The sequence below is a fragment of the Lichenifustis flavocetrariae genome (assembly GCF_026130545.1).
Lineage (GTDB): Bacteria > Pseudomonadota > Alphaproteobacteria > Rhizobiales > Beijerinckiaceae > Lichenihabitans > Lichenihabitans flavocetrariae.
The window spans coordinates 1-21,369 of record NZ_JAMOIM010000060.1 but is presented as its reverse complement, the minus strand read 5'-3'; the positions used below and the strand labels follow the sequence as shown (position 1 = coordinate 21,369).

Here is a 21,369-nt window from a genome sequence, read left to right as displayed (position 1 = left end):
TGGCCTGCGGCGTAGACGGCGCCACATCCGCTCTGCGACGGCTGCGGAGCTGGCAACTGCCTTTCGGCGAACCTTCGGCTTCGCGCCCATTGTCGCCGTTATGGCGAGCCATAGCGTTTTCGCAAAGCCGCCGTTCGACGAAGCTCCCGAGCGCGCCGCCATGCGCGTCGTTGCATTAGGAGCATCGAAATGGCGTCCATTCGGCCAGGCGCTGCGGTGAACAGATCGGCATATCTTCTCGGACGTCAAACTTTTCGGCAGAAGTATTTGCTGAATATTGTGGCTGCCTGACAAGTCATGCTCCTTCTTTTGCGCGACGAGCCATTTGACGCCGTCAATCGTATAGCGATGCGCAAGGGCTTGACCGATGGCGGCCTTCCATTGCCAGAAGTCGAATGGCACGCGTTCCCGTGAGGCGATTGGCTCGGCGTGACAACGACGCGACGGACCTTACGACATTATCCCGCGAGAAGTGGAAAAGTCACCCCTATGGCCCAGGCGAAGGCGATTGCATTGGCGATCCCCGCAACAAGGGGATGTCCCGTATGTCGATTGATCCATGCGCTAAAAAATCCATAGATCACGAAGAAAAGGGTGATGACCGGCACGATGATGATCAAGAAGAACAGGCGCTCGAAGTCAAAGCTGACCGCCAGAGCCAGGGACGCCAGGAAGGCGATTTTAGAGGCGAGATAGCCGCCGCTCCCAGCGCCCTCGCCTCGCGTCGCCCATTCGTCGCTCAAGAAGTAGATCAGCGTGCCTACCAGCATCGCCGCGACGAGCACAAGCCGCTCCGGGCCGGGGACAAACGAGGTGACGAACTGGTTGATCGGCCACACGAGGCCTACGAAGCCGAAGGCCATCACCGCGATTGTGGCGCCTGCAAATCGTACCGTGGAAACCGCCCGTAGCGGGCGCCTAGCGCAACTTCGTCGTGTCGCGACCAGGCAGGCGGCCGTGATCACCCCATAGACGGCGAAATGCGCCGCCAGATAATCGCCCACGAGGACGGGAAGGATATGGGTTGGCAGCACCCGGAGCATGAGCGGCGTCGCAACCATGGGTACCAGCAGAACGACCCACAAGCGGCGCCAGCCGAGTCCGGCGCCCAGGGATGGCGAGGCAAGTCGCGGTAGGAGCGCAGACAATGGGCGCGCCAGAATCACGACGGCGGCGATGAGGAGCATGATCCACGGGCCGCGCTGGTCCAGCACCGGCACGGCCCGTGGCGTTCCAAACACCGCATCGAGCCACATCAGCGCTTCGCGCATGCTGTCCTGGCTGAACAGTACGCTCGCGTGTTCAACATGGGGGCTGAAGGCGGCGCGACGACCGGTGCCGATTGCGACGTCGCCGTAGGTGACATCAGGGCTTGCTTTGTTCGGGACAATCGCGAGCCCGACAGCGCGCAGGGCCTCGGCCTTGAGCATGCTCTCCCAGTCGCCGACGATGACGAGCAAATTTCGTGGCGAGGCGGCCGTCACGACGGGAGAAAACATCGAAACCGCGATGGTCGCTGCCACATCGGGGGTCGCCTCGGCGTAGCGGACCACGATGTCAGATGCCATGGAATGGCCCAGCACGGCGAGCCGGCCGTCGCCGAGACTGCGGGCATAGGTGCCGACGCGCACCAGTTCGGCGAGAAGCGTCTGGGTCGCCCCATTGGCGTCGGTGATGCTGCCCGTGAGCGGGCTTGGGTTCCGGCCATGACCGGCGAAGTCGAACGTGACGGCGATATAGCCGTTGCGCGCGAAGGCCAGGGCGAAGGACTGCATCAGCTGCTGCGAGCCTGCAAAGCCATGGGCGATCACGACGACCGGCGGGCGGGTGGGGTCGGCGGGCCTGAAGATCGTCGCCGGGATGGTGCCGATATCGACTGCTGTGACATCGATGCCCACGCTTGCGGCGTGGAGATTGAACAGCGCCAACCCAATGCCAATGAGCGCGACGGCGGTGACCGTCATCCCAATCAGCCTCCGATGGAGGGTGCGTGTCACGCGCGTGTCCACAGACCGTCGTGTGTTGTGCGAGGCAATTTCTGACAGGTCGACAGCGAAGAGAGTTCGACCGGCGCCCAAAAGGGCACCCCTACTATGGTCCCCTGTGGCGGTAGTTGCTGTGTCAGGTGGACCAACGTCTGAACGCTATCCTCGCGACCCCGGCAGCGCGGATTGTGGATACCGCTGGCCAATCGGCGCCATCAGCCAGCATGCAAGCCCAGAACGGGTCGGCAGTCGAACTCTGGCTCATTCGGATCACGATGTTCCCGGATCGCGACGTCGACATCTGGTGACGTCGAGCGGTCATGGCGAAGCGCCGCCTCATGGCGTCTTTGTCAGCTGAGGCGAGTGTGGGGCTGCGGCAAAGTTTCGGACACACGACCGGCCACATGTCACTCGCGTTGAGGGTGCCAGCGCGAGTCCCGATAGCCGCGCACCACTCGGAAGACGACGTTTAGCAAGCGAACGCCAGTCAGGGCGACGATGATGCCAATCCGGCTTTGATCCTTATCAAGCATCGGCTCGATCCTTCCTGGTTGCAGAGCGCATAAATTGAGGTGTGTGGAGCACGAAGCGCTCGGCCTCGATCACCGCATGGATCGCATCGGCGGCCATGCCGTCGGCGCCGACGCTGGCGACATAATCGGGGTGGTCGATGAAGGCAGGGCCTCCCACGAGGATGCCGACGCTGGGATTCAAGGAGGCCTGCCGCACCATCCGGATCGTTTCCGCCAACGTGCTGAGGCTTGCATCGCACGCCACCGAGAAGCCGACCACCGTGAACCATTCGGCCTGCACGGCGCAACTGAGTTCATCGTCGACCGGAGACAGCACCATGTCGACAGTCCACGCACCACGCCTGAAGAACTCGGCCACCATCTGAACACCGAACGTGTGCCGGGCTCCCGGGGCCTGAACGAGCAACACACGCCGTGCGGGGTCGATCTTTCGATGTTCAAAGCCTAAATCGGCGCTCAGCGAGAGCATGATGCGGTGAAGCGTGCCGAGCGCGATGGTGACGTCCAAGAATGTACAAAGATCGTCGTCCCACAGCAGACCGAGGTGGCGGGCCGCTGGTGCCAGAAGGTCGAGATAAATGGCCTCAGCGGCGGCCCCGCTCGCTTGAAGGTCGCCAACGAACGCCGAAGGTTCGACTCCTTTTTCGTGGCCTATGAGAATGCGCGCGAAAAGGCCGACACAGTTTGCATTGATCGCGACGGCGGGTACGGACCGAGCCGGCTGGTTCTTCTTCACGCGCGCCGAAACGATGCGCGGGATGACCTCTTTCTCGATCGCGCGAATCAGAATGCTGACACGATCAGCAGCGTCGTTGTCGTTGTAGCGGCGACGGAGTTCGGTTTTTCGGTATTGCGCCTCCACAAAACTCTGAGCATCCAAGCCATCGACGATCTCACCGCCGAGCGCTCTGCCGGTATCACTTTCCTCCCGCACGCAGCCCTCCATTACGGCTGAACTCGGAACGCCCGATATTCGCGGGCAGAGGGCTGACGCGCGTTCCGGCAGGCGGACTCGAGAGACAAAGGTCCGCTTGCGACCTCTGCAGCCCCTTCTCGTATTCTCTTCTCACGGTCAGCACAGCAAGCCCTCAACGTTCAGCGGACGTGTAAGCCGATACAGATTCACAGTGTCAGGATACGGTTGTCAATCTTCATTGACATATGAGTTGGCTCGGTCACTTCGTCGCGCTCCGGCGGTGAGCGTATCGCGAGGCTTCGCTTAAGCGGTTGGTTGGATGATCGTGATGCCAGCTTCCGTCCGACCCTTATGAGGCACTCTAAATTGTTGACGTTTGCAACGAAACTTTCGCTAGAGGGTTCAAACTCTTCAATTTGTAAAGATGAAGAAGAACCAACCTACCTCTGTGCAGCCGGACGAACATCGAAACGAATGCATGCAGCTGGCTGTAAATTTAGATTGACGTCAATTCAGATTGACATTGGAATATCGGAGCGGGCGAGCAGCGCTGGCGACACCTGGCCGTATTTGGTCAATCTTCGTCAGGGCGCCGTCCGTGTTGCGATGGATCGTTGTCATGCCGGCTCCTGTTTTGTTTGGTGATTCAACGCCGATGTTCGTCGTGATTGTCACGATGGACCCACATCTTTCTGGGGCTTTAGACCGGGCACGGCGTCGCATTCTCCGCGATTTCCCTGGCATGACGATCGTTCTTCACGCGGCCTCGGAATGGGGGGCCGACCCCGATCGGCTTGCGCGTTGCAAGGCGGACATTGCCCAAGCCGACATCATCGTCGCGGCCATGCTGTTCCTGGAGGACCACTTCCGGCCGATCCTCGCCGATCTGGCTGCGCGGCGCGATCACTGTGACGGAATGCTTGGCCTCCTGTCGGCATCAGAGGTCATGAAGCTGACCCGGATCGGCCGCTTCACGATGGACGGCCAGCAGGGCGGGATCGTCTCTCTCCTCAAGCGTTTTCGGGGTGCCGGCAAGGAGCGGGGTGCCAGCGCCAGCGCCCAGCAGATGAAGATGCTGAAGCGGCTGCCGCAGATCCTGCGGTTTGTCCCTGGCGGCGCCCAGGATGTGCGGGCCTACTTCCTGGCGCTGCAATATTGGCTGGCGGGCTCGGACGACAATGTCGAGAATCTTATCCGCATGCTGGTTGAGCGGTATGCCGACGGGCCGCGCCACGCGTTGCGGACCAAGGCGAAGACGAGCGCCCCGGTTACGTATCCCGATGTCGGCGTCTATCATCCCCGCATGAAGGGAAGGATCGGCGAGCAGGCTGCCGCGCTACCGCGCGAGGGCCGGCGTGGGACCGTGGGCATCCTGGGTCTGCGATCTTACATGCTGGCCGGTAACGCGGCTCATTACGACGGTGTGATCGCAGCGCTCGAGCGGCGCGGCCTTTCGGCGGTCCCGGTCTTTGCCGCTGGTCTCGACGGCCGGCCCGCTATCGAGAAGTATTTCTTGGCGGATGGGCAGTCGACGATCGATGCCTTGGTCTCGCTCACGGGATTTTCGCTGGTTGGCGGCCCCGCCTACAACGACGCACAAGCGGCCGAGAACATCCTCGCTCGCCTTGATGTTCCCTACATCGCGGCGCACCCGGCCGAATTGCAAACCCTTGAACAATGGGGCGCATCCGACCGCGGACTGCTACCGGTGGAATCAACCATCATGGTGGCGATCCCTGAGCTCGACGGCGCGACCGGCGCGATCGTCTTCGGCGGCAGATCCAACAAATCAGGCGCGCCCTGCAAGGGCTGCCATCGCGCATGCACCTTTTCGCCAGGTCCAGACGATCGGGACATGCAGCCTTGCGTTGAGCGAGCCGAGATGCTGGCGGCCCGGGTCGATCGCCTTGTGACATTGCGTCGGTCGGAACGCGCAGAGCGCAAGATCGCCATTGTTCTCTTCAACTTCCCGCCCAACGCCGGCAATACGGGGACCGCCGCTTATCTGTCCGTCTTCGAGTCGCTGCACCGGACCTTGGTCGCTCTACAGATGGACGGCTACACGGTCGAGCCGCCGGCGTCCGTCGATGATTTGCGGGAGCGCGTCATCAACGGCAATCGGGAGCGGTTCGGCACGCATGCCAACGTTCACCTACGCATCCCGATCGACGATCATGTCCGCCGCGAGCCCTGGCTGCGCGAGATTGAGGCACAATGGGGCCCCGCGCCCGGGCGTCAGCAGAGTGACGGCAGTTCACTCTTCGTGCTCGGCGTGCAGTTCGGAAACATCTTCGTCGGAATCCAGCCCGCCTTCGGCTACGAGGGTGACCCGATGCGGTTGCTCTTCGAGAAGGGCTTTGCGCCGACACATGCCTTCTCGGCCTTCTATCGCTGGATGCGCGAGGATTTTGGCGCGCATGCGGTGCTTCATTTCGGTACCCACGGCGCACTGGAATTTATGCCGGGCAAGCAGACGGGTCTCTCCGGCCGAGATTGGCCTGACCGGTTGATCGGCGATTTGCCGAGCCTCTATCTCTACGCGGCCAACAATCCCTCGGAAGGCGCCATCGCCAAGCGGCGTGCCTCCGCCACGCTCATCAGCTATCTCACCCCACCCATCGCCCATGCCGGATTGTACCGGGGTCTGCTCGACCTCAAGGCCTCGATCGAACGCTGGCGAACGCTGGACGTCGACGGGAGCGAGGAGCGGAACAACCTCGCTGAACTCGTTCAGGCCCAGGCCGCCATCGTCGATCTAGCCCAGGCCGAGCCGCTTTGGGGCGCGGACACCGACGTGAAGATCCAGGCCATCGGTCATGCGGTTCTGGAGCTGGAATACACACTCATTCCCCATGGTCTTCACATCGTCGGAGAGCCCCTAAGCCGCCGGCAGAGGGTCGAGATGCTGGAGGCCGTCGCAGATGCGGCCCATGGGGTAATCCCTCCACGGGCCGCCATCGAGGCGATCGTCGACGGGGTCTCGCCCGATGCCGCATTGCGGGCCACGGGCTCGGCGCTCGACGAGAAGGCCTTATCGGTTCTGGCCGAACTGTCCAAAACCGACAGCTGGCTTGCCGACGACCATGAGATCCCCGCTATCCTGCGCGCCCTCGACGCGCGCTTCATTCGTCCCGCGCCCGGCGGCGATCTGCTGCGCACGCCGGCGATCCTGCCGACAGGACGCAACCTGCATGGCTTCGACCCGTTTCGCATCCCCAGCGCCTTTGCGGTGCAGGACGGGGTCCGTCAAGCCGACCGACTTCTGGCTCGACACCTCGCCGATGGCCGGCCTTTTCCTGAGACCATCGCCATCGTGCTTTGGGGGACCGACAATCTGAAGAACGAAGGCGGTCCCATTGCCCAGGCTCTTGCCCTGATGGGCGCTCGGCCACGGTTCGACTGCTACGGCCGTCTCGCAGGTGCGACGCTGATTGAACTCACGGAGCTCGGTCGCCCGCGGATCGACGTCATCAGTACGCTTTCGGGCATTTTCCGTGATCTGCTTCCCCTGCAGATCAAGCTGCTCGCCGAAGCCTCGTTGTTGGCGGCGGGGGCGGATGAGCCACTGGAGCAAAACTTCATTCGAAAACATGCCCTGGCGTTCCAGCAGGTGAATGGGTGCGATCTTGAAACTGCGGCCCTTCGGGTCTTCGGCAATGCCGACGGGGCCTACGGGTCCAACGTCAACCACCTGATCGAGAGTGGGAGCTGGGACAGCGAAGACGAACTGGCAGAGACTTATACGAAGCGGAAGAGCTTTGCCTATGGGCGTTCGGGCGTTCCGGTGCAAAACCACAACCTTCTTAAGAGCGTATTGGCCGGTGTCGACCTGGCCTATCAAAACCTCGATTCCGTCGAACTCGGCGTGACCACCGTCGACCATTATTTCGACACGCTTGGCGGGATCAGCCGGGCCGTCAGCCGGGCCAAGGGGGGCGTGTCGGCGCCTGTTTACATCGGCGACCAGACGCGAGGCGAAGGCGCTGTCCGCACGCTCGGCGAACAGGTCGCGTTGGAGACGCGCACCCGCGCCCTCAATCCAAAATGGTACGACGGGATGCTTAGCCACGGCTATGAGGGGGTCAGGCAGATCGAGGAGCACGTCTCCAACACGATGGGGTGGTCCGCGACGACGGGCGACGTTGCCCCGTGGGTCTATCAAAAGTTGACGGAAACCTTCATGCTGGATCCGGAGATGCGCCAGAGAATGGCCGGCCTCAACCCGACCGCAACCTCCAAACTGGCGAACCGCCTGCTGGAAGCTCACGAACGGCACTATTGGACGCCGGATGCCGCCACGCTGGAGGCCTTGCGCGGGGCGAGCGATGAATTGGAAGATCGACTCGAAGGTATCGGCCTCGATGTCGCGGCGTGAAAACTAATAAGTAATGGTTCGATCAAGGAATGAGTGGCGCGGACGACGTGAGCGGCTCGCGATTGACGAACGGCCGCTTCCCTCAAACTTTGATCCGAAGCCGCCTTTCCGCAATCGGCCAGGATGAGCCGAAGAGCGGCTGGACGGCAGTGCACCTTACCGAAAGTTGCCGGCCGCCAGCTTGGCCCAGTTTACGACTGCCGAGGACGCCTCGCGACTTTGTCAGGACAGCCTTAAGCGCGCTGGCGTAACGTCGCCCGGGTCGCACCTGAGGTCGATGTCGTCAGCCGACCATGGCCAACGCGCTGTGCCGATCTGTTCTAAGCCCGCTTCGTCCTTCCCGCATTCGGCGAGAGAAGCGTTTCCGCACCGCATTGAGGAGCGTCCATCTTGGCAATTCGACCCGCGACGCTCATTGTGATGCTCGTCTCGGCAGCGTCGTCGATCCACCCCGCCGACGCGACCGAGCCTCAGTGGCGTCGCGTGACGACCGCGCCATACGAGCTCAACAACAAACAGGACGCGTTGGCTTTCGGTAACCAGACAGTCGGCCTCTACGGCAACGGCACGGGCCGCATCTACCGAACTGACGACGCCGGTTCCCACTGGCGCTTGGTATGGCATCACCCCGGGACCTACGTGCGGGCGCTCGACATGGTCGATGCCGACCTGGGCTTCATGGGCAATGTGGGACCAGGCTACTTCGACGGCGTCACCGACACGCGCTCGCTCTTCGTCACCCGCGACGGCGGCCGCGACTGGACGCCGGTGAGATCGGTCGCCGGCGCTTCCGTCGTGGGCATCTGCGCCATCGACGTGCTGAAGGTCGACGGCAAAGTCGCGGCGGTCCGGGCCGGCGGGCGCGTCGGAGGTCCGGCCGCGATGATGACGTCGCGCGACGGCGGACAGACCTGGACGGGGCGCGACATGAGCGCCGTCACGGGCATGATCCTCGACATTCACTTCGTCGACGCACAGACAGGTTTCATCGCCGGCGCCTCGGCGTCCGACGAAGGCAGGGCGCACGCCCGGATCCTGAAGACCACGGACGGAGGCGAGACGTGGCGGGCGGTGTTCGACTCGGCGCGGGCCGGCGACAACAACTGGAAGCTTGCCTTCCCGAGCGCGCGGGTCGGCTATGCCACGATCATGAGCTACGCTGCCCCGCCGAGCGAAGCCCGCGGCTACGTGGTCAAGACCGAGGATGGAGGCGAGCACTGGCGTAAGCTCGTCGTGTCGACCGACCACGACTGGATCCCGTACGGCATCGCCTTCCTCGACGAGCGGCGTGGCTGGGTCGGGGGCGCCACGGGCGGCTACGAGACGACCGATGGCGGCGAGAGCTGGCACTCGGCGCACATGGGCCTGTCCACCAACAAGATCCGCTTTTTGCCGCTACCGGAGGGCGGCACACGCGCCGTAGCCATCGGCCACGACCTGTTCGTCCTCGACCTGCCGCCGGCGGCCGAGTGATGCGATCTCAAGCCGACCTTGTGATTTGTTTGTCGACAGCGGCGCATGGTTGCAAGCTGAGAAAACCCGTCGCAATGCCTCTGCCCCGATCGTAGTGCCCCTGATGACGTTCAAGCCGATCCCCATTGCCTTGCCCGCAGGGCTAGGAACAGCAGCAGGCCGATTGGCCCGGCCAGGAACGTGAGGACGAGGCAGGGCACGAGTGCCGCGTGCGGCATTCCGAGGTGCCCGGCCTCTTCGGCCTCCCAAGCGCCGACCCATAGGTCGAAGGCAAGATAGTGGACCCAGCCGACCAGCATCACGTGGGGCTCCGAGAAGGCACGTGCGAGGCCGGACAGCGTCGTCAGGTCCGGCATCGGGCCGCCGCTCCCCGCCAGCGCCGCCGCGACTCCGACCGCGTAGCCGACCGCCAGCACAACCGCAACCACCCGCGCGATGGCAACGAACCTCGCCTGGGCGAGCGGCGCGAGCAACAGGGCAATCCAGCCTGCGAGCGGCACCGCGTTGACGAGGCCGAAGAGCTGCTCGTCGCTCATGCGGCCGCGGCCGGCGCGCGACCCACCACGGCCCAGAGCGGGTCGCCGCGGCGGTCGCGTATGTAAACGTGCCTGGCCTCGACGAGCGAGAAGCCCGCGCGGGCGAGATAAAGCGCCACGAGCTCGGCGCGGTCGATGCCGGCTGACTGCCAGATCAGCACGGCCTTGGTCGGAAAGCACCGGTCCGAGAAGGTGACGATGAACGGCGCGCCGGGCTTCAGCACGCGCCGCACCTCGCGCATCACCGCAACGGGTTGCTCGAAATACTGAACCGACACACAGCAACAAGCACCGTCGAACGATGCGTCGTCGAGCGGCAGCATGGGGTTGCGGTTAAGGTCCTGCACGACGTGACGCGCGAGCCGGGGATTTGCGGCGAGTTCAGCTTCGTTCAGGCCGAGGCCCATCACTTCGGCGTAGATCACGTCCTCCGGCAGGTGGCTGATCCAGCTCGACATGAGGTCGAGCACGCGCCCGCCGACCGGCAGCATCCTACGATAGAGCTCTGTCACGGCTCGGATCGCGCGGTCGTCGATATGGGTGACGAAGCGCGGCGCGGCATAGAACAGTGGATCGGGCGAGGGGTCCGCCTTTGCGAAGGCGCGGGTTGGGAAATCAGGAAGATCGGTCATGTGCTGGGATAATGCGCGGGCCGTGTTGAATGTTCTGGTCGACAGGTTCAAGATCTTGAGCCTGCAGATCAAGCATCTTGACCGGGAGATCGAACGGCGTGCCAAGACCGATCCGGTCCGAGACCGCCTCATGACGATCCCCGGTGTCGGCCCGGAAGCCGCGACCGCCTTCACGGCGACCGTGCCTGCAGCGGAGACCTTCAAGTGCCGCCGGTACTTGTCGGCCTGGCTCGGCCTCCCGACGCTGCAAAAGTCGACGGGCGGCAAGCAGAAGCTTGGCGCCGTTTCCTTCGCGGACAACAAACCATTCGCGGCATGCCAATCCTGCGCCAACCCCGTGGCCCGAACAGCGGCGTCAGACCGCGCGCTCGGTGGAACGAGCGACTGGCCGCGCGTGAGCGATCAAGCCTTCCGGTCCAACCTCCAGGAGATGCCGAACACAACTAGGCCAGCGACGCCCAGGCAGGCTCCGACCCAGCCTGTCGAGGCGAAGCCGAATCCGGCGGTGATCGCCGCGCCGCCGAGCCACGCGCCCGCCGCGTTGGCGATGTTGAAGGCCGAATGCATCGAGGCGGCGGCGAGTGTCTGCGCATCGCCGGCGACGTCCATCAGCCGAGTCTGCACGGCAGGGGCAAGCGCGACGCCGAAGCCGATGAAGAACACGCAAAGGCACAGCATGACCGGATGCGATGCGGTCACCGCGAAGATGACGAGGATCATGATGTTGAACGTCAGCACGCCGCCAATCGTCTTCATCAGCGAGCGATCGGCAAGCCAAGCGCCGAGAAGGTTGCCCAGGACCATGCCGGCGCCAAAGATCGCGAGGATCATCGGCACGAATGCGGTCGGCAAGCCGGCGACCAGGGTCGTGGTGGAAGCGATGTAGCTGAAGGCCGCGAACATGCCGCCGAGGCCCACTGCGGCGAAGGCAAAGGTCAGCCAGACCTGTGGGCGCATAAGGGCGCCCAACTCCCGCAGCGCACTGGCATCGTCATGAACCTCGTCCTGCGGGAGGGTCAGCCAGAGCAGCAGCACGGTGACGATGCCGAGCGCGCCAACCAGAACGAACAGCGACCGCCACCCGAAGTGCTGACCGAGCCAGGCCACCAGCGGAGTTCCGAGAAGCGTCGCGACCGTCAACCCGAGCAGCACCCGGCCCACCGACTGCGCGCGCCGACCCGGCCCCGCCACCGACGCCGCGACCAACGCCGCGACCCCAAAATAGGCGCCATGCGGTAAGCCAGACAGGAAGCGCGCGCCCGTGAGCGTCAGCATGTCCGGTGCGACGGCGCTCGCCAGATTGCCCAGGCCGAAGGCTAGCATCAGTAAGAGCAATAGAGTCCGGCGGCTGAGCTTCGCGGCGAGCAGCGCGATCATGGGCGCTCCGACAACGACCCCGAGAGCATAGGCGCTGATCAGGTGGCCAGCCGTTGGCACAGACACCCCGAGACCTGCCGCGATGTCAGGCAATAGCCCCATAATGGCGAACTCGCCCGTGCCGATCCCAAAGCTGCCGACCGCCATCGCGAGCAGGATGAGTGTCGCCCGCCTCGCAGTGACCGGAGTGGAGGAAATGCCCAAGGGTTCTGTGGCGTCGAGTGCGACGTCAGTCATGAATGATTGCTCTCGTTTGTGCTGTTCGACCGCTGTCCAGGCGTGCGCTTAGCCTTGATCGATGAAGCGGCGGCGACCCCCAAGCGTCGCCGAGTCGGTCACCGCCGCCCTCGGCGCGATCAAAAATGCCACAGGCATGGTCGAGCCTTCGGTCGCGTCATGCAAGCCGGCGACCGGGATGGCTCGGCTGCGACGTCTGCATAGCGGACAATCGGGGCCATGCCCCTTAGGGTGCCGCTTGATATCCGTTTCGCGTGGGTCAGGCGCGAAGCCGGACCTGAGCCCTCCCGGCGATGGACGCCGATAGAAGTGCCGCCGCATCGCGGAAACGGAACCGCGACGATCGACGGCGGCATCTCTCCTTTCGGCCGGCCACTCTCAGTCTTCGGTGTTCAGCGATTTCGTAGAAGTTTGGACTATGGCGGTGCATTACGAGCGTGATCCGAATCACTTCTCTGGCTATTAGCCTTTCCCATTGTCGATTGTTTCAGCATCCTGAGATCCCCGACACCTATTAAATTCTCCGCCAGCGCGATGAGCTGGTAGAGCCCGATCGAGAGCACGACAGACACGAAAGCGACGCTCCAGATCATGCCGTAATCCAGGGTGCCACGGGACCGGTTGAGCAGGTCGCCAAGGCCGCCTCCAGTCGCCAGCCATTCAGCGATCATCACACCCAGCAGGGCTCGGGGGACGGCCAGTTTTGCGGCGGCGAATAGATAAGGGAGACTAGCAGGCACCGCGATGAGTGACAGGCGCTGGTATCCATCCCCGCCATAGGCACGTACCAGATCAAATGCCGCGCGCGGCACCATTGCGAAGCCACGCGCAAGGGTGACGAAAGCCGGGAAGAACGTCACCGAAATCGTGATTACCATCGTGACCGTTGTGCCCCGGCCGAGCAGGAGCACGAGCAATGGCGTGAGGGCAACCAGCGGCATGGTCTGAGACACAAGGGCGACCGGCATCAAGGCCCGCACGACACCCGGAACGAGAAGACCGGCTGTTGCTAGGCCGAAGGCGAAGATTAGCCCCGCCGCGACACCGACGATTGTCAGAGGAATCGTGGTCGCAAGGGCAACAAACAGGCGTGCCTGTGCGCTCGGCGCGCTTGCGTCCGTGACCAGGTAGCGGAACACCCCGGTGGGCGACTTGACCACGATCGACGGCAGGCCAGACATCGCGACCAGAGCCCACCAGAGCAGTAGCGGCACGAGGATCGAGGCCAATAGAACCAGCATGCGCGTCAGGGGGCGGGTCGGCTGCAAGGATCGTAGGGACGCGGGTGCCGGGGCGATCGTCACGGCACGGCTTCGACCGGTCACAAGTACCGCTACGATCGCCGGGATCGCATAGGCCAAGCCGGAAATGACCGTTGCCACTAGGCCGATGCCCCACAGCCGGGCCGGGTCGGCGCGGCCAAGCGATCCCAAGAGATAGGTGCCAAGACCCCAGCGCGCGCCGCTGCCGAACTCCGCCAGCATGGCACCCAGAACGGCATTGGGCGCCGCGACCTGTAGGCCGCCCAGCAGCGCTGGCAAGCTCGACCGCAACCGGATCCACCGCAAGATGGCGTTCGGACCGCCCCCATAGGCCCGCACCACATCGGTCGCGCGGGGGTCCACATCGCGCAGACCCACCGACATGGCAGTCATGGTGGGAAAATAGACAGCCAAGCCCGCCAGGGCGATGCGGGGCCAGTCTCCCTTGAGCGCCAGGACCAGCACCGGCGCGATGGCGATCGGTGGGATGGCAAAGATCGCGATGTTGAATCCGCGCGACAACTGCTCGACAAGGGGAAGGCGGACGAAGATGAGGGCCGCGGCGATCGCGACGACGTTGCCGACCAGAAAGCCGATCGTCGCTGATTGCACCGTGGCTAGAATATGCGGGCCGTAATCGGCCCGGTCCGACCAGAGATGCACCAGGATCGCGCTGGGAGCCGGCAGGGCGCCCCTGGCCACGAGCGCGTTTTCGCCGACGATCTCCCACGACACCACGAGGCCGAGAAGAAGCAACGCCGTACTCAGCCGGCCGGACGAGTCAGTTCGTGTCACGGGGCCGGGCCCGTCAGCATGGCCTCGACCTCGTCGGTGAGACGATGGAACGCCGCGGTGCGGAACAACTCGGTCGGACGCGGCCGCTCGAGCGGAACGTCGATCGTTCCCACGATGCGGCCCGGCCGACCGCCCATGACGACGACGCGGTCGGCGAGGAACACCGCTTCATCGATCCCATGGGTGACCAGCAGCGTCGTGGCGCGCCGCTCGAGCCAGATGCGCTGCAGCTCTAGGTTCATCTGGCGACGCAGGATCAGGTCCAGCGCGCCGAAGGGTTCGTCCATAAGGAGGACAGTCGGACTGGTAACGAGCGATCGCGCGATCGCCACCCTCTGGCGCATGCCGCCGGAGAGTTCTGCCGGGACGGCGGACCGGAACTTTTCGAGCCCCACCAAGGCGATCAGGTGCTGGATCTCGGCCGCCGCGCGGCGCTTGCTGCGGCCGAGCACGTCCAGCGGCAGCGCTACATTTTCGGTAACGTTCCGCCACGGCAGCAGCGCCGCATCCTGGAACGCGACGCCGATGCGTCCTGCCTTGCGGGCTATATCCGGCCGCTGCCCCCCAATCGTGACAGCGCCGGCGTCAACAGGCTCAAGACCCATGGCAATGCGCAAAAGGGTGGACTTCCCGCATCCAGAAGGCCCGATTAGGGCCGTAAAGGAGCCGGGCGGACACGCCAGATCGATGCCGTCAATGACCGGGAGCGCTGCACCACGAACCGCGTAGCTCTTGCCGACCTCGCGGAATTCGAGTGCGTCACCCGTGACCAAGGCTTAGATTTCCTGGAGCAGCGACGTGTCAAACATGTCCTTCGTGGCTTTAATCCCGATCTGGCCGAGTGCCTCGATGTTTTTGGCGATCCCCTCATCGTCCATCGTGAAGACGCCGCTTGCATGTTCGATCAGCGGTTTCTGTGCCGTGTTGAAATAGATCTCGTTGTCGATCGTCCGTCCGGTGCCCTTGTACCAACTCTGCGCGAACTTGGGCGGCCACACGGCCGGGTCCTTGAGGTTCTCGGCCCAGCCTTTGCGGCTGGCGCGCAGAAAGGCGACGAGTTCCTTGCGTTTGGTCTTGAGCGTGTCTTCCGTGACCACAACGGTGTCGTTGTAGATCGTGAACCCAAAATCGTAGAGCAGGAACGAAACGGCTTTCTCGCCCTGCTGGCTGATCGTGTAGGGCACGTTGGTGGTGAAGTCACTCGAACCGTCGATTTCCCCCTTGATAAGCGGCGTCGGATCGTAGGCGTAAGGCACGATCTTCAACGAGGACGGATCGATCTTGTTGAGTTTCAGCACCGCCTCGACCGAAACGACGTTGACGGGCGGCACCGCGATGGTCTTGCCGACCATATCCTGCGGCTTGAGGATCGGCTTCTTGGCGAGGCTGACGATGCCGAGCGGGTTCTTCTGGTATTGGGTGCCGATGATCTTGAACTTGGCGCCTTGCTCAACAATGGCTTTGACGGTCGTGTCGGGCGTCGTCAGGGTGACGTCCGCGTTGCCGGACAAGATCGCGCTTTCCGGGATGACATCGGGGCCGCCTGGCAAGTAGGTGAAATCGAGCCCTTCGGTCTTGTAATAACCTGCGTCGATCGCCGTGAAGTATCCAGCGAATTCGGCGTCGTTGTTCCACGAGGACTGCATCGTGAGGCTTGCGGTCGCGGCCTTGGCCCTGGTGAGGATCGAGGGCATGGACAGAGCGGTTGCGGCCCCGGCCGCGATCACGTGTCTTCGGCTGAGGGCATGCGTCATCGGACTGATCCTTTGGCTGGCGGAGCGGATGCGGGCGGAGCGATCCCGCGGAGCTTTTGCAATTCCTGCAGGGGTGGCGTGAGGGCGATCACCTCGGGTTCGAGAAGATGCCACTTGATGCCGCGTGGTCGCTGTTGCCGCTTGACCTCGATAAGCCGCGTCGGGGTTGCAATGGTATCGACGAGGATGTCAGTTTCGCTTGGAAACAGCTTCTCCTCGATAACCTGAACATCATGAACCACGGCGACCACCGGGGTCGCTTCGTCGGCGAGCCCCACTTCGGTAAACATACCCCATTCCATGTCGAAGAAGCCGTGGCCCTTGCCGAAGCGCACACCATCCAGCGACACCGCCGAGGCTCCGGTGACCATGAGGTCGAACCGGCCTCGTGAGGAGATCTCGGCCAGGGTAATGGGCCGTCCAAAATACTCGAGGCCGTCCAGCCAGGATGCGAACCGCTCCTGGCCTTTGGGGACCATCGATGGTTCGAGAAGATAGAAGCCGCGGTAGATGCCGTAGGTCGACACGACGAGCGACTTGCCGGCTTCCAGCATGCGCTGGCGCAGCAACGCCAAGCCGTTATCGGGCGTGACGAAGGCGAAGCGGGCTTTCTTGTAGACTGGCAGGCTGACAACGCGGTCAGTGGCCGCTTCGCTCCCTTCGAAATCGGGAATGACCTCGGAGAAGTTGAGGTGAAAGCGGGAGTCGGGCCGCGCGACCGGTCGCAGCCTCTCCCAGATCTTCTCCCGGACGATTTTGGTTCGCGTCATGGGCTGTGAACCGCCGGTTTCTTGATGACTATTTGATGAAACGAGTGTTTCATCGTTTCTAGAGTCTGTCACGCTGAAATTGCGGGCAGGGTGCTTACCGAACGGGACGATGCGAGAGTACGGAGATGGCAACACGGCTCGCGCTCCGCATTCAGGAGCACTACGAGAACCTCACCCCCAGCGAGCAGAAGCTCGCGAGCCTGCTGCTCGATCGCTCGGACGAGTTTCTGACGTTCTCGGCCACCGAATTGGCTCGACTTGCGGGCATTTCAAAAGCCACTGCGGCGCGACTGTTTCAGAGCCTCGGCTATCGCGACTTCAACGATGTGCGCCTGCAAGCCCGCGAGGAGCGCAACCGGACCGCGCCGGTGCAGCAGGTCGCAACATCGCTGCATCGCCGGGACGCGGTCGCCAGCGTATCGACCCACCTGCAGCGCGAGGTGGCCGACCTCGTGAGAACCTTCGAGACTTTGCGTTCGGACGCGCTGGCCGATGTGGCGGAGCGTTGCGCGGCAGCGCGGCGCCTGTGGTTGGTCGGCCTCGGACCGGACGCCGGATTGGCGCGCTACACCCGCGCCCTGCTGGCCCCGATCAGGCCCTCCGTCATGCTGCTCGGCGACGACCCGGAAAGCTGGCCCGAGGATCTGGCCTCCGCAGCCGGAGATGATCTGCTGCTGATGGTGGCAGTCCAGCCGTGGCCGAAGGCGCTGCCACGGCTTCTGCAGTTCGCCGGCACGACCAGAATGGGGGTCATCGCCATCACGGGGCCGAGGAGCCAGGCGAAGGTGTTGCGGCACGGGGGCCTCGCGCTGGTCTGCCATGGCTCGAACGCCGGGACGCAGTGGAGCTCGACGGCAGCGGCCAGCATGATCGCGCTCGTCGCTACGGCTGTGGCCGATCGTCTCGGATCGACCGCCGACCGGCGGGTGGACCTCATCCGCACGTTGCGGGAAGAATTCGACATCGACTGAAGGGGGCTTGCGCATGACGACGGACTGGAACGACGAGGGCGGGCTCCAGCTCGCCGCGGCCATTCGGGAGGGCAGGACCTCGGCCGCCGAGGCCCTCGCCGCCGCCCTGGAGCGGGCCGAGGACCTCGCGCATCTGGGCGCCGTTCGTGTCCTGGCGGCCGATCCCGCAACGGCTGAGGCGGAGCGGATCGACCGTGACCGCGCCCGCGGTGCGTCTGGCCAGGGCGCGTTCCTGGGCGTGCCATTCCTCGTGAAGGACCTCGGCACCCGGGTTAAGGGCCTGCCCACGGTTTGGGGTTCGAGGGTAATGCTGCGTCGAAGTCGGCCGGCCCCAGCCGACGACGATCTCGTGGCCCGGTTCAGGGCGGCGGGCCTCGTGATCTTTGGCATGACCACGGTTCCAGAATTCGGGATGACGTTCACGAGCGAGCCGCTGATCGGCCCGGCCGCCCGCAATCCGCTCGACGAGCGGCTGACGCCGGGCGGCTCATCGGGCGGCGCGGCGGCGGCCGTAGCAGCCGGCATCGTCGCTGTCGCGCATGCCAACGACGCCGCGGGTTCGATCCGGGTACCGGCCGCCTGCTGCGGTCTTGTCGGTCTGAAGCCGAGTCGGGGAGCGACGCCACACGGCCCTGATTTCAACAACTACAATAGCGGAATCGTGGGCAACTTCGTCGTGGCGCGCACCCTGGACGACGCCGCAGCGGTTCTCGACGGCTTGGCGGGGAATAGTCGCGGCCCGCACCCCGATCCGGCGATCGGCCCGGCGTGCTCCTCACTCGGTCAACCGGTTGCGGCGCTGCGGGTGGGCGTCGTCCAAGATCTTCCGGCGGGACTGCCGTTCGATGACAGCCGCCGCGATGCCGTGATTCGGTCCGCTGACGTCCTGCGGCGGGCCGGGCACACCCTGGTTCCCGTTGAGCCCGGCGCGCTGACCGCGATCATCGAACTGTCGGGGCTTGCGGCGGGGCGGGTTCTCTCCGCCAACTTGGCTCGTATGTTGGGAGAATTGGAACCGCCGCTGAGGTTCGACGACATCGAACCTCTCACGCGCGCCGCCTTGACCTTTGGTCAATCGCTGTCGGGCTGTGACCTGGTCGAGGCCGAGATGGCGATTGGCAAGGTGGGATGGCTCATGGCCAACCTCTTCGAGAATGTCGATGTTCTTCTCACACCGATGCTGAGCGGCCCGCCCCCTGCGATCGGTGCCTATCCAACCGACCATACCGATCTTGACCACCACGGGCGGCGCGGCTTCGCCCTCGCTCCCTTTGCTGGATTTGCCAACGTTGCTGGGACGCCCGCTCTCACAGTTCCGCACGGCCGCGACAGCATGGGCCTTCCTCTCCCCATCCAGTTGATCGGACCAATGGGATCCGATGTCCTCTTGCTGAGACTCGCGTGCAGCCTGAGGGCCGTCGAACCGTGGAGCTTTCAGTCGCGTGTCGCGGGGCTTGATTGAATGGGGCTCGTCTGCACCGGAGCCAATTTCGCTACTTGGCGCTTGCCTCGAGAGAGGGCCTATAAAGGGTGGACAAGCGAAGACCAGATCACAGCCGAGAACGCCCCATCCTGTCTGGATCGCCCCCATGTTGGCCGTTTTGAACACAGCTTCACGCTCAACACCGAACCTGCGGCGCATGATTTGCGTACCATTGAGCCGCGACGTCTTCACGCCGGCACACCCAGACGTCCGGATGGGTCAGCACATGATCCAGGAATTGCTCCAGCCCGGCCGCACGGGCGGGATGGCCGATGAGGCGGGGGTGGAGACCGACCGACATCATCTTCGGGGCGGTCGCGCCTTCTCGACAAAGAAGATCGAACGCTTCGCGCAGGAACAGGAAGAACTCGCTCCCGGTCGCCACGCCGCCACGAACGAACTTCCCATCGTTGTTGGCCAGACTATAGGGCACCACGAGGTGGGACTTGCCATCGACGGAGGTCCAATAAGGTAGCTCGTCGTTGTAAGCGTCGGGATCGTAGAGGAATCTGCCTTCCTCCACGAGGAGCCGCCGCGTGTTCACGCTGGGCCCATAGCGGCAGTACCAGCCGGTCGGGCGGGCGCCCATCGTGGCCTGCAAGGACGCGATGGCGAGGCGGATGCGTTCGCGCTCCTGGTCCTCGGTCAAGGTCTGGTGCTGCTCCCAGCGGTAGCCGTGACAGCAGATGTCGTAGCCGTTGGCCTTGATGGCCTGTGTGATGGCCAGATTACGTTCGATCGCCAGGGCACAGCCGAACATGGTGGCGGTCATGTTCCGTTCGGCCAGGATGCGGAGGACGCGCCAGAAACCGACGTGGCTGCCGTAGTCGAACATCGATTCCGCAGCGAGGCAGTTCAAGGGTCCCGCGACCGGACCGGAAAACGGACGTTCGGTCGCGACGTGGTCTCACCCCGACGACCCGAGCGACCTCCAATGGGCCTCCCGCGGCCGGAGTCCAACTGAGCCCCTTGCCCCACCTATGTGGTCAGTCGCCTCGCGGTTCGGGCTGAAAGCTCGGTGGGTAACGCGCGTCAAACCCCAACAGGTCTTGGCGGTTCGGTTGTGGTTTGATCAGGACCGGCGACCCGTCATTGACGGTGGGGAGGACTGAACCTTCCTAAAATGATCGAGATCGGAGCCACCGCCCAGCCTGGATGGTCTTCTGGATCGAGCGATCGATCGACGAAGGCTGCAAATATGACGCTTTAGACCGGGCTGCCGGACGGCCAAGCCTACGAACTTCAACTCGAAGCAAGCCGTGCCGTGAAGTTCGGGCGAGAGGAGCCAGGTTTTCATGCTCGCCTCATCGGAAAAGCGCCCTTCTTGCGGAAGCGAGCGCGCCGGTCCTTCGACGACCAGGCTGGTTCCACAGAACGGCCGGGGCGAGAGCACGAAGTCGAATGGGTTCCCGACCTCTCTGTCAATCGCAGGCTCCGCAGGCCACCGTCGCGAAGCGGGGCTTGGATGTCCAATGGCACCGGCAACTCGCCGCACAGAGCCAGCGAAAGCGTATCCACGAAGGCGATCAGGGCAGATTGGTGATTTAACTCCGCTCGTCGAGCCCCAATGCATCCGCCCATACTTGCTCTCTTGGCGCCTGCGTGTCGAGGTAATACTGGGCGGCGGCCGCGTCCGCCTCATCCAGCCGGTGCCGGCTTGTAAAGCGTCGATAGATGACCCCGCCATGTCGCGAAATCAGCAGGGCGGCATGGGTGCCCCATACGCCGAGCGCGCGATCGACGCCCTGCGCCCACATCGGCGCGTGCAACGATGCGCCGACATCTCGGAACAGATGTGGCCGGCCCGTCTCGATATCGAAACTCGGTGCAGTCTCCCAATCGATCCAACCGATGTCATGCTGCTCGGCGGCGAGCAGCAGCGGCTCCCAGAGCTGATCGCTCCAGGCGTGGGCCAGTTGGCCTGAGACCCAGGCATGTGTCGGTTGGCTGATCGCCAGACCGCCGGTACCCCGCGCACGGAACACCATCACACGTCTCCCTCTGGTCAGGGTCGGCCGGCCGAGAAATCAGCCATGGCTCCTTCGTCGGCGAACGGCAGGCTCGTCTCAACGGTAACATTCTCGCAACCCCGGTTGTCAAACATCATCGACACGGCAGCTGTCGGCGCGGCCTTGTCAGCCCACCTCGATGGACCTCAGTGTCTGTCCGATGACATGTTGAGTCAACTGAGTCATTTATGATTCAAGGGAGTCCTGGGAACGGGGTTGCCGATGTGGACGCAAGAGAATCGCGGTTGTTACGACCGGAGC

Annotated in this window: 16 protein-coding genes and 1 pseudogene; 5 read left to right on the top strand and 12 right to left on the bottom strand. The window is 63.9% G+C overall.

Translation table 11 applies throughout. From position 1 onward, the window contains the following. The 3 genes from M8523_RS32945 to M8523_RS32935 all read right to left on the bottom strand — a co-directional run. On the bottom strand, positions 1–402 hold a 402-nt coding region (locus tag M8523_RS32945; protein WP_282589075.1), incomplete at its 3' end, for a hypothetical protein. A 56-nt stretch (positions 403–458) separates the two neighbouring features. After that, positions 459–1,964 carry an alpha/beta hydrolase gene (locus tag M8523_RS32940; protein ID WP_282589074.1) on the bottom strand — a complete coding sequence of 502 codons (1,506 nt, stop codon included), beginning with the start codon at positions 1,962–1,964 and terminating at the stop codon, positions 459–461. A gap of 546 nt (positions 1,965–2,510) precedes the next feature. Further along, positions 2,511–3,452, bottom strand: coding sequence for a cobalamin B12-binding domain-containing protein (locus tag M8523_RS32935; RefSeq protein WP_282589073.1), 942 nt, complete (start codon positions 3,450–3,452; stop codon positions 2,511–2,513). A 601-nt stretch (positions 3,453–4,053) separates the two neighbouring features. On the opposite strand from M8523_RS32935, the gene M8523_RS32930 reads away from it, so the two are divergent. Then, entirely contained in the window at positions 4,054–7,809 is a 3,756-nt protein-coding gene (locus M8523_RS32930) for a magnesium chelatase subunit H (protein ID WP_282589072.1), read from the top strand. A 390-nt stretch (positions 7,810–8,199) separates the two neighbouring features. Then, positions 8,200–9,282, top strand: coding sequence for a WD40/YVTN/BNR-like repeat-containing protein (locus tag M8523_RS32925; RefSeq protein ID WP_282589071.1), 1,083 nt, complete (start codon positions 8,200–8,202; stop codon positions 9,280–9,282). A gap of 110 nt (positions 9,283–9,392) precedes the next feature. Here M8523_RS32925 and M8523_RS32920 read toward each other — a convergent pair whose 3' ends face one another. Continuing rightward, positions 9,393–9,818, bottom strand: a complete 426-nt coding sequence (locus tag M8523_RS32920) for an abscisic acid-deficient protein Aba4 family protein (RefSeq protein WP_282589070.1) — start codon at positions 9,816–9,818, stop codon at positions 9,393–9,395. Next, positions 9,815–10,450 carry a class I SAM-dependent methyltransferase gene (locus M8523_RS32915; RefSeq protein WP_282589069.1) on the bottom strand — a complete coding sequence of 212 codons (636 nt, stop codon included), beginning with the start codon at positions 10,448–10,450 and terminating at the stop codon, positions 9,815–9,817. The genes M8523_RS32920 and M8523_RS32915 overlap by 4 nt, the downstream gene beginning before the upstream one ends. Between M8523_RS32915 and M8523_RS36635 the strand changes: the two are divergent. Beyond that, positions 10,449–10,730: pseudogene (locus tag M8523_RS36635) on the top strand (transposase); the annotation flags it as partial. The gene M8523_RS32915 and the pseudogene M8523_RS36635 overlap by 2 nt on opposite strands. A gap of 122 nt (positions 10,731–10,852) precedes the next feature. On the opposite strand, the gene M8523_RS32905 reads toward M8523_RS36635, so the two are convergent. The 5 genes from M8523_RS32905 to M8523_RS32885 all read right to left on the bottom strand — a co-directional run bounded on the left by M8523_RS32905 (position 10,853) and on the right by M8523_RS32885 (position 16,645). After that, positions 10,853–12,064 carry an MFS transporter gene (locus M8523_RS32905; protein ID WP_282589068.1) on the bottom strand — a complete coding sequence of 404 codons (1,212 nt, stop codon included), beginning with the start codon at positions 12,062–12,064 and terminating at the stop codon, positions 10,853–10,855. Positions 12,065–12,480: 416 nt separating this feature from the next. Further along, a complete protein-coding gene (locus tag M8523_RS32900) occupies positions 12,481–14,121 on the bottom strand; it encodes an ABC transporter permease (RefSeq protein WP_282589067.1) in 1,641 nt (546 codons plus the stop codon). Continuing rightward, positions 14,118–14,894 carry an ABC transporter ATP-binding protein gene (locus M8523_RS32895; protein WP_282589066.1) on the bottom strand — a complete coding sequence of 259 codons (777 nt, stop codon included), beginning with the start codon at positions 14,892–14,894 and terminating at the stop codon, positions 14,118–14,120. Before M8523_RS32895 ends, M8523_RS32900 begins: the two co-directional genes overlap by 4 nt. A gap of 3 nt (positions 14,895–14,897) precedes the next feature. Continuing rightward, complete coding sequence (locus M8523_RS32890; protein WP_282589065.1) at positions 14,898–15,875, bottom strand: ABC transporter substrate-binding protein; 978 nt, start codon at positions 15,873–15,875, stop codon at positions 14,898–14,900. Then, complete coding sequence (locus tag M8523_RS32885; RefSeq protein WP_282589064.1) at positions 15,872–16,645, bottom strand: 5-formyltetrahydrofolate cyclo-ligase; 774 nt, start codon at positions 16,643–16,645, stop codon at positions 15,872–15,874. The genes M8523_RS32890 and M8523_RS32885 overlap by 4 nt, the downstream gene beginning before the upstream one ends. Before the next feature lie 125 nt (positions 16,646–16,770). On the opposite strand from M8523_RS32885, the gene M8523_RS32880 reads away from it, so the two are divergent. Both M8523_RS32880 and M8523_RS32875 read left to right on the top strand, forming a co-directional pair. After that, positions 16,771–17,616, top strand: coding sequence for a MurR/RpiR family transcriptional regulator (locus M8523_RS32880; protein ID WP_282589063.1), 846 nt, complete (start codon positions 16,771–16,773; stop codon positions 17,614–17,616). Positions 17,617–17,629: 13 nt separating this feature from the next. Next, positions 17,630–19,078, top strand: a complete 1,449-nt coding sequence (locus M8523_RS32875; RefSeq protein ID WP_282589062.1) for an amidase — start codon at positions 17,630–17,632, stop codon at positions 19,076–19,078. Between the two features lie 157 nt (positions 19,079–19,235). Here the strand turns inward: M8523_RS32875 and M8523_RS32870 are convergent, their stop codons facing one another. Both M8523_RS32870 and M8523_RS32865 read right to left on the bottom strand, forming a co-directional pair. Continuing rightward, complete coding sequence (locus M8523_RS32870) at positions 19,236–19,934, bottom strand: polysaccharide deacetylase family protein (RefSeq protein ID WP_282589061.1); 699 nt, start codon at positions 19,932–19,934, stop codon at positions 19,236–19,238. Positions 19,935–20,643: 709 nt separating this feature from the next. Then, positions 20,644–21,087, bottom strand: a complete 444-nt coding sequence (locus M8523_RS32865) for a DUF3891 family protein (RefSeq protein WP_282589060.1) — start codon at positions 21,085–21,087, stop codon at positions 20,644–20,646. Between the last annotated feature and the right edge of the window lie 282 nt (positions 21,088–21,369).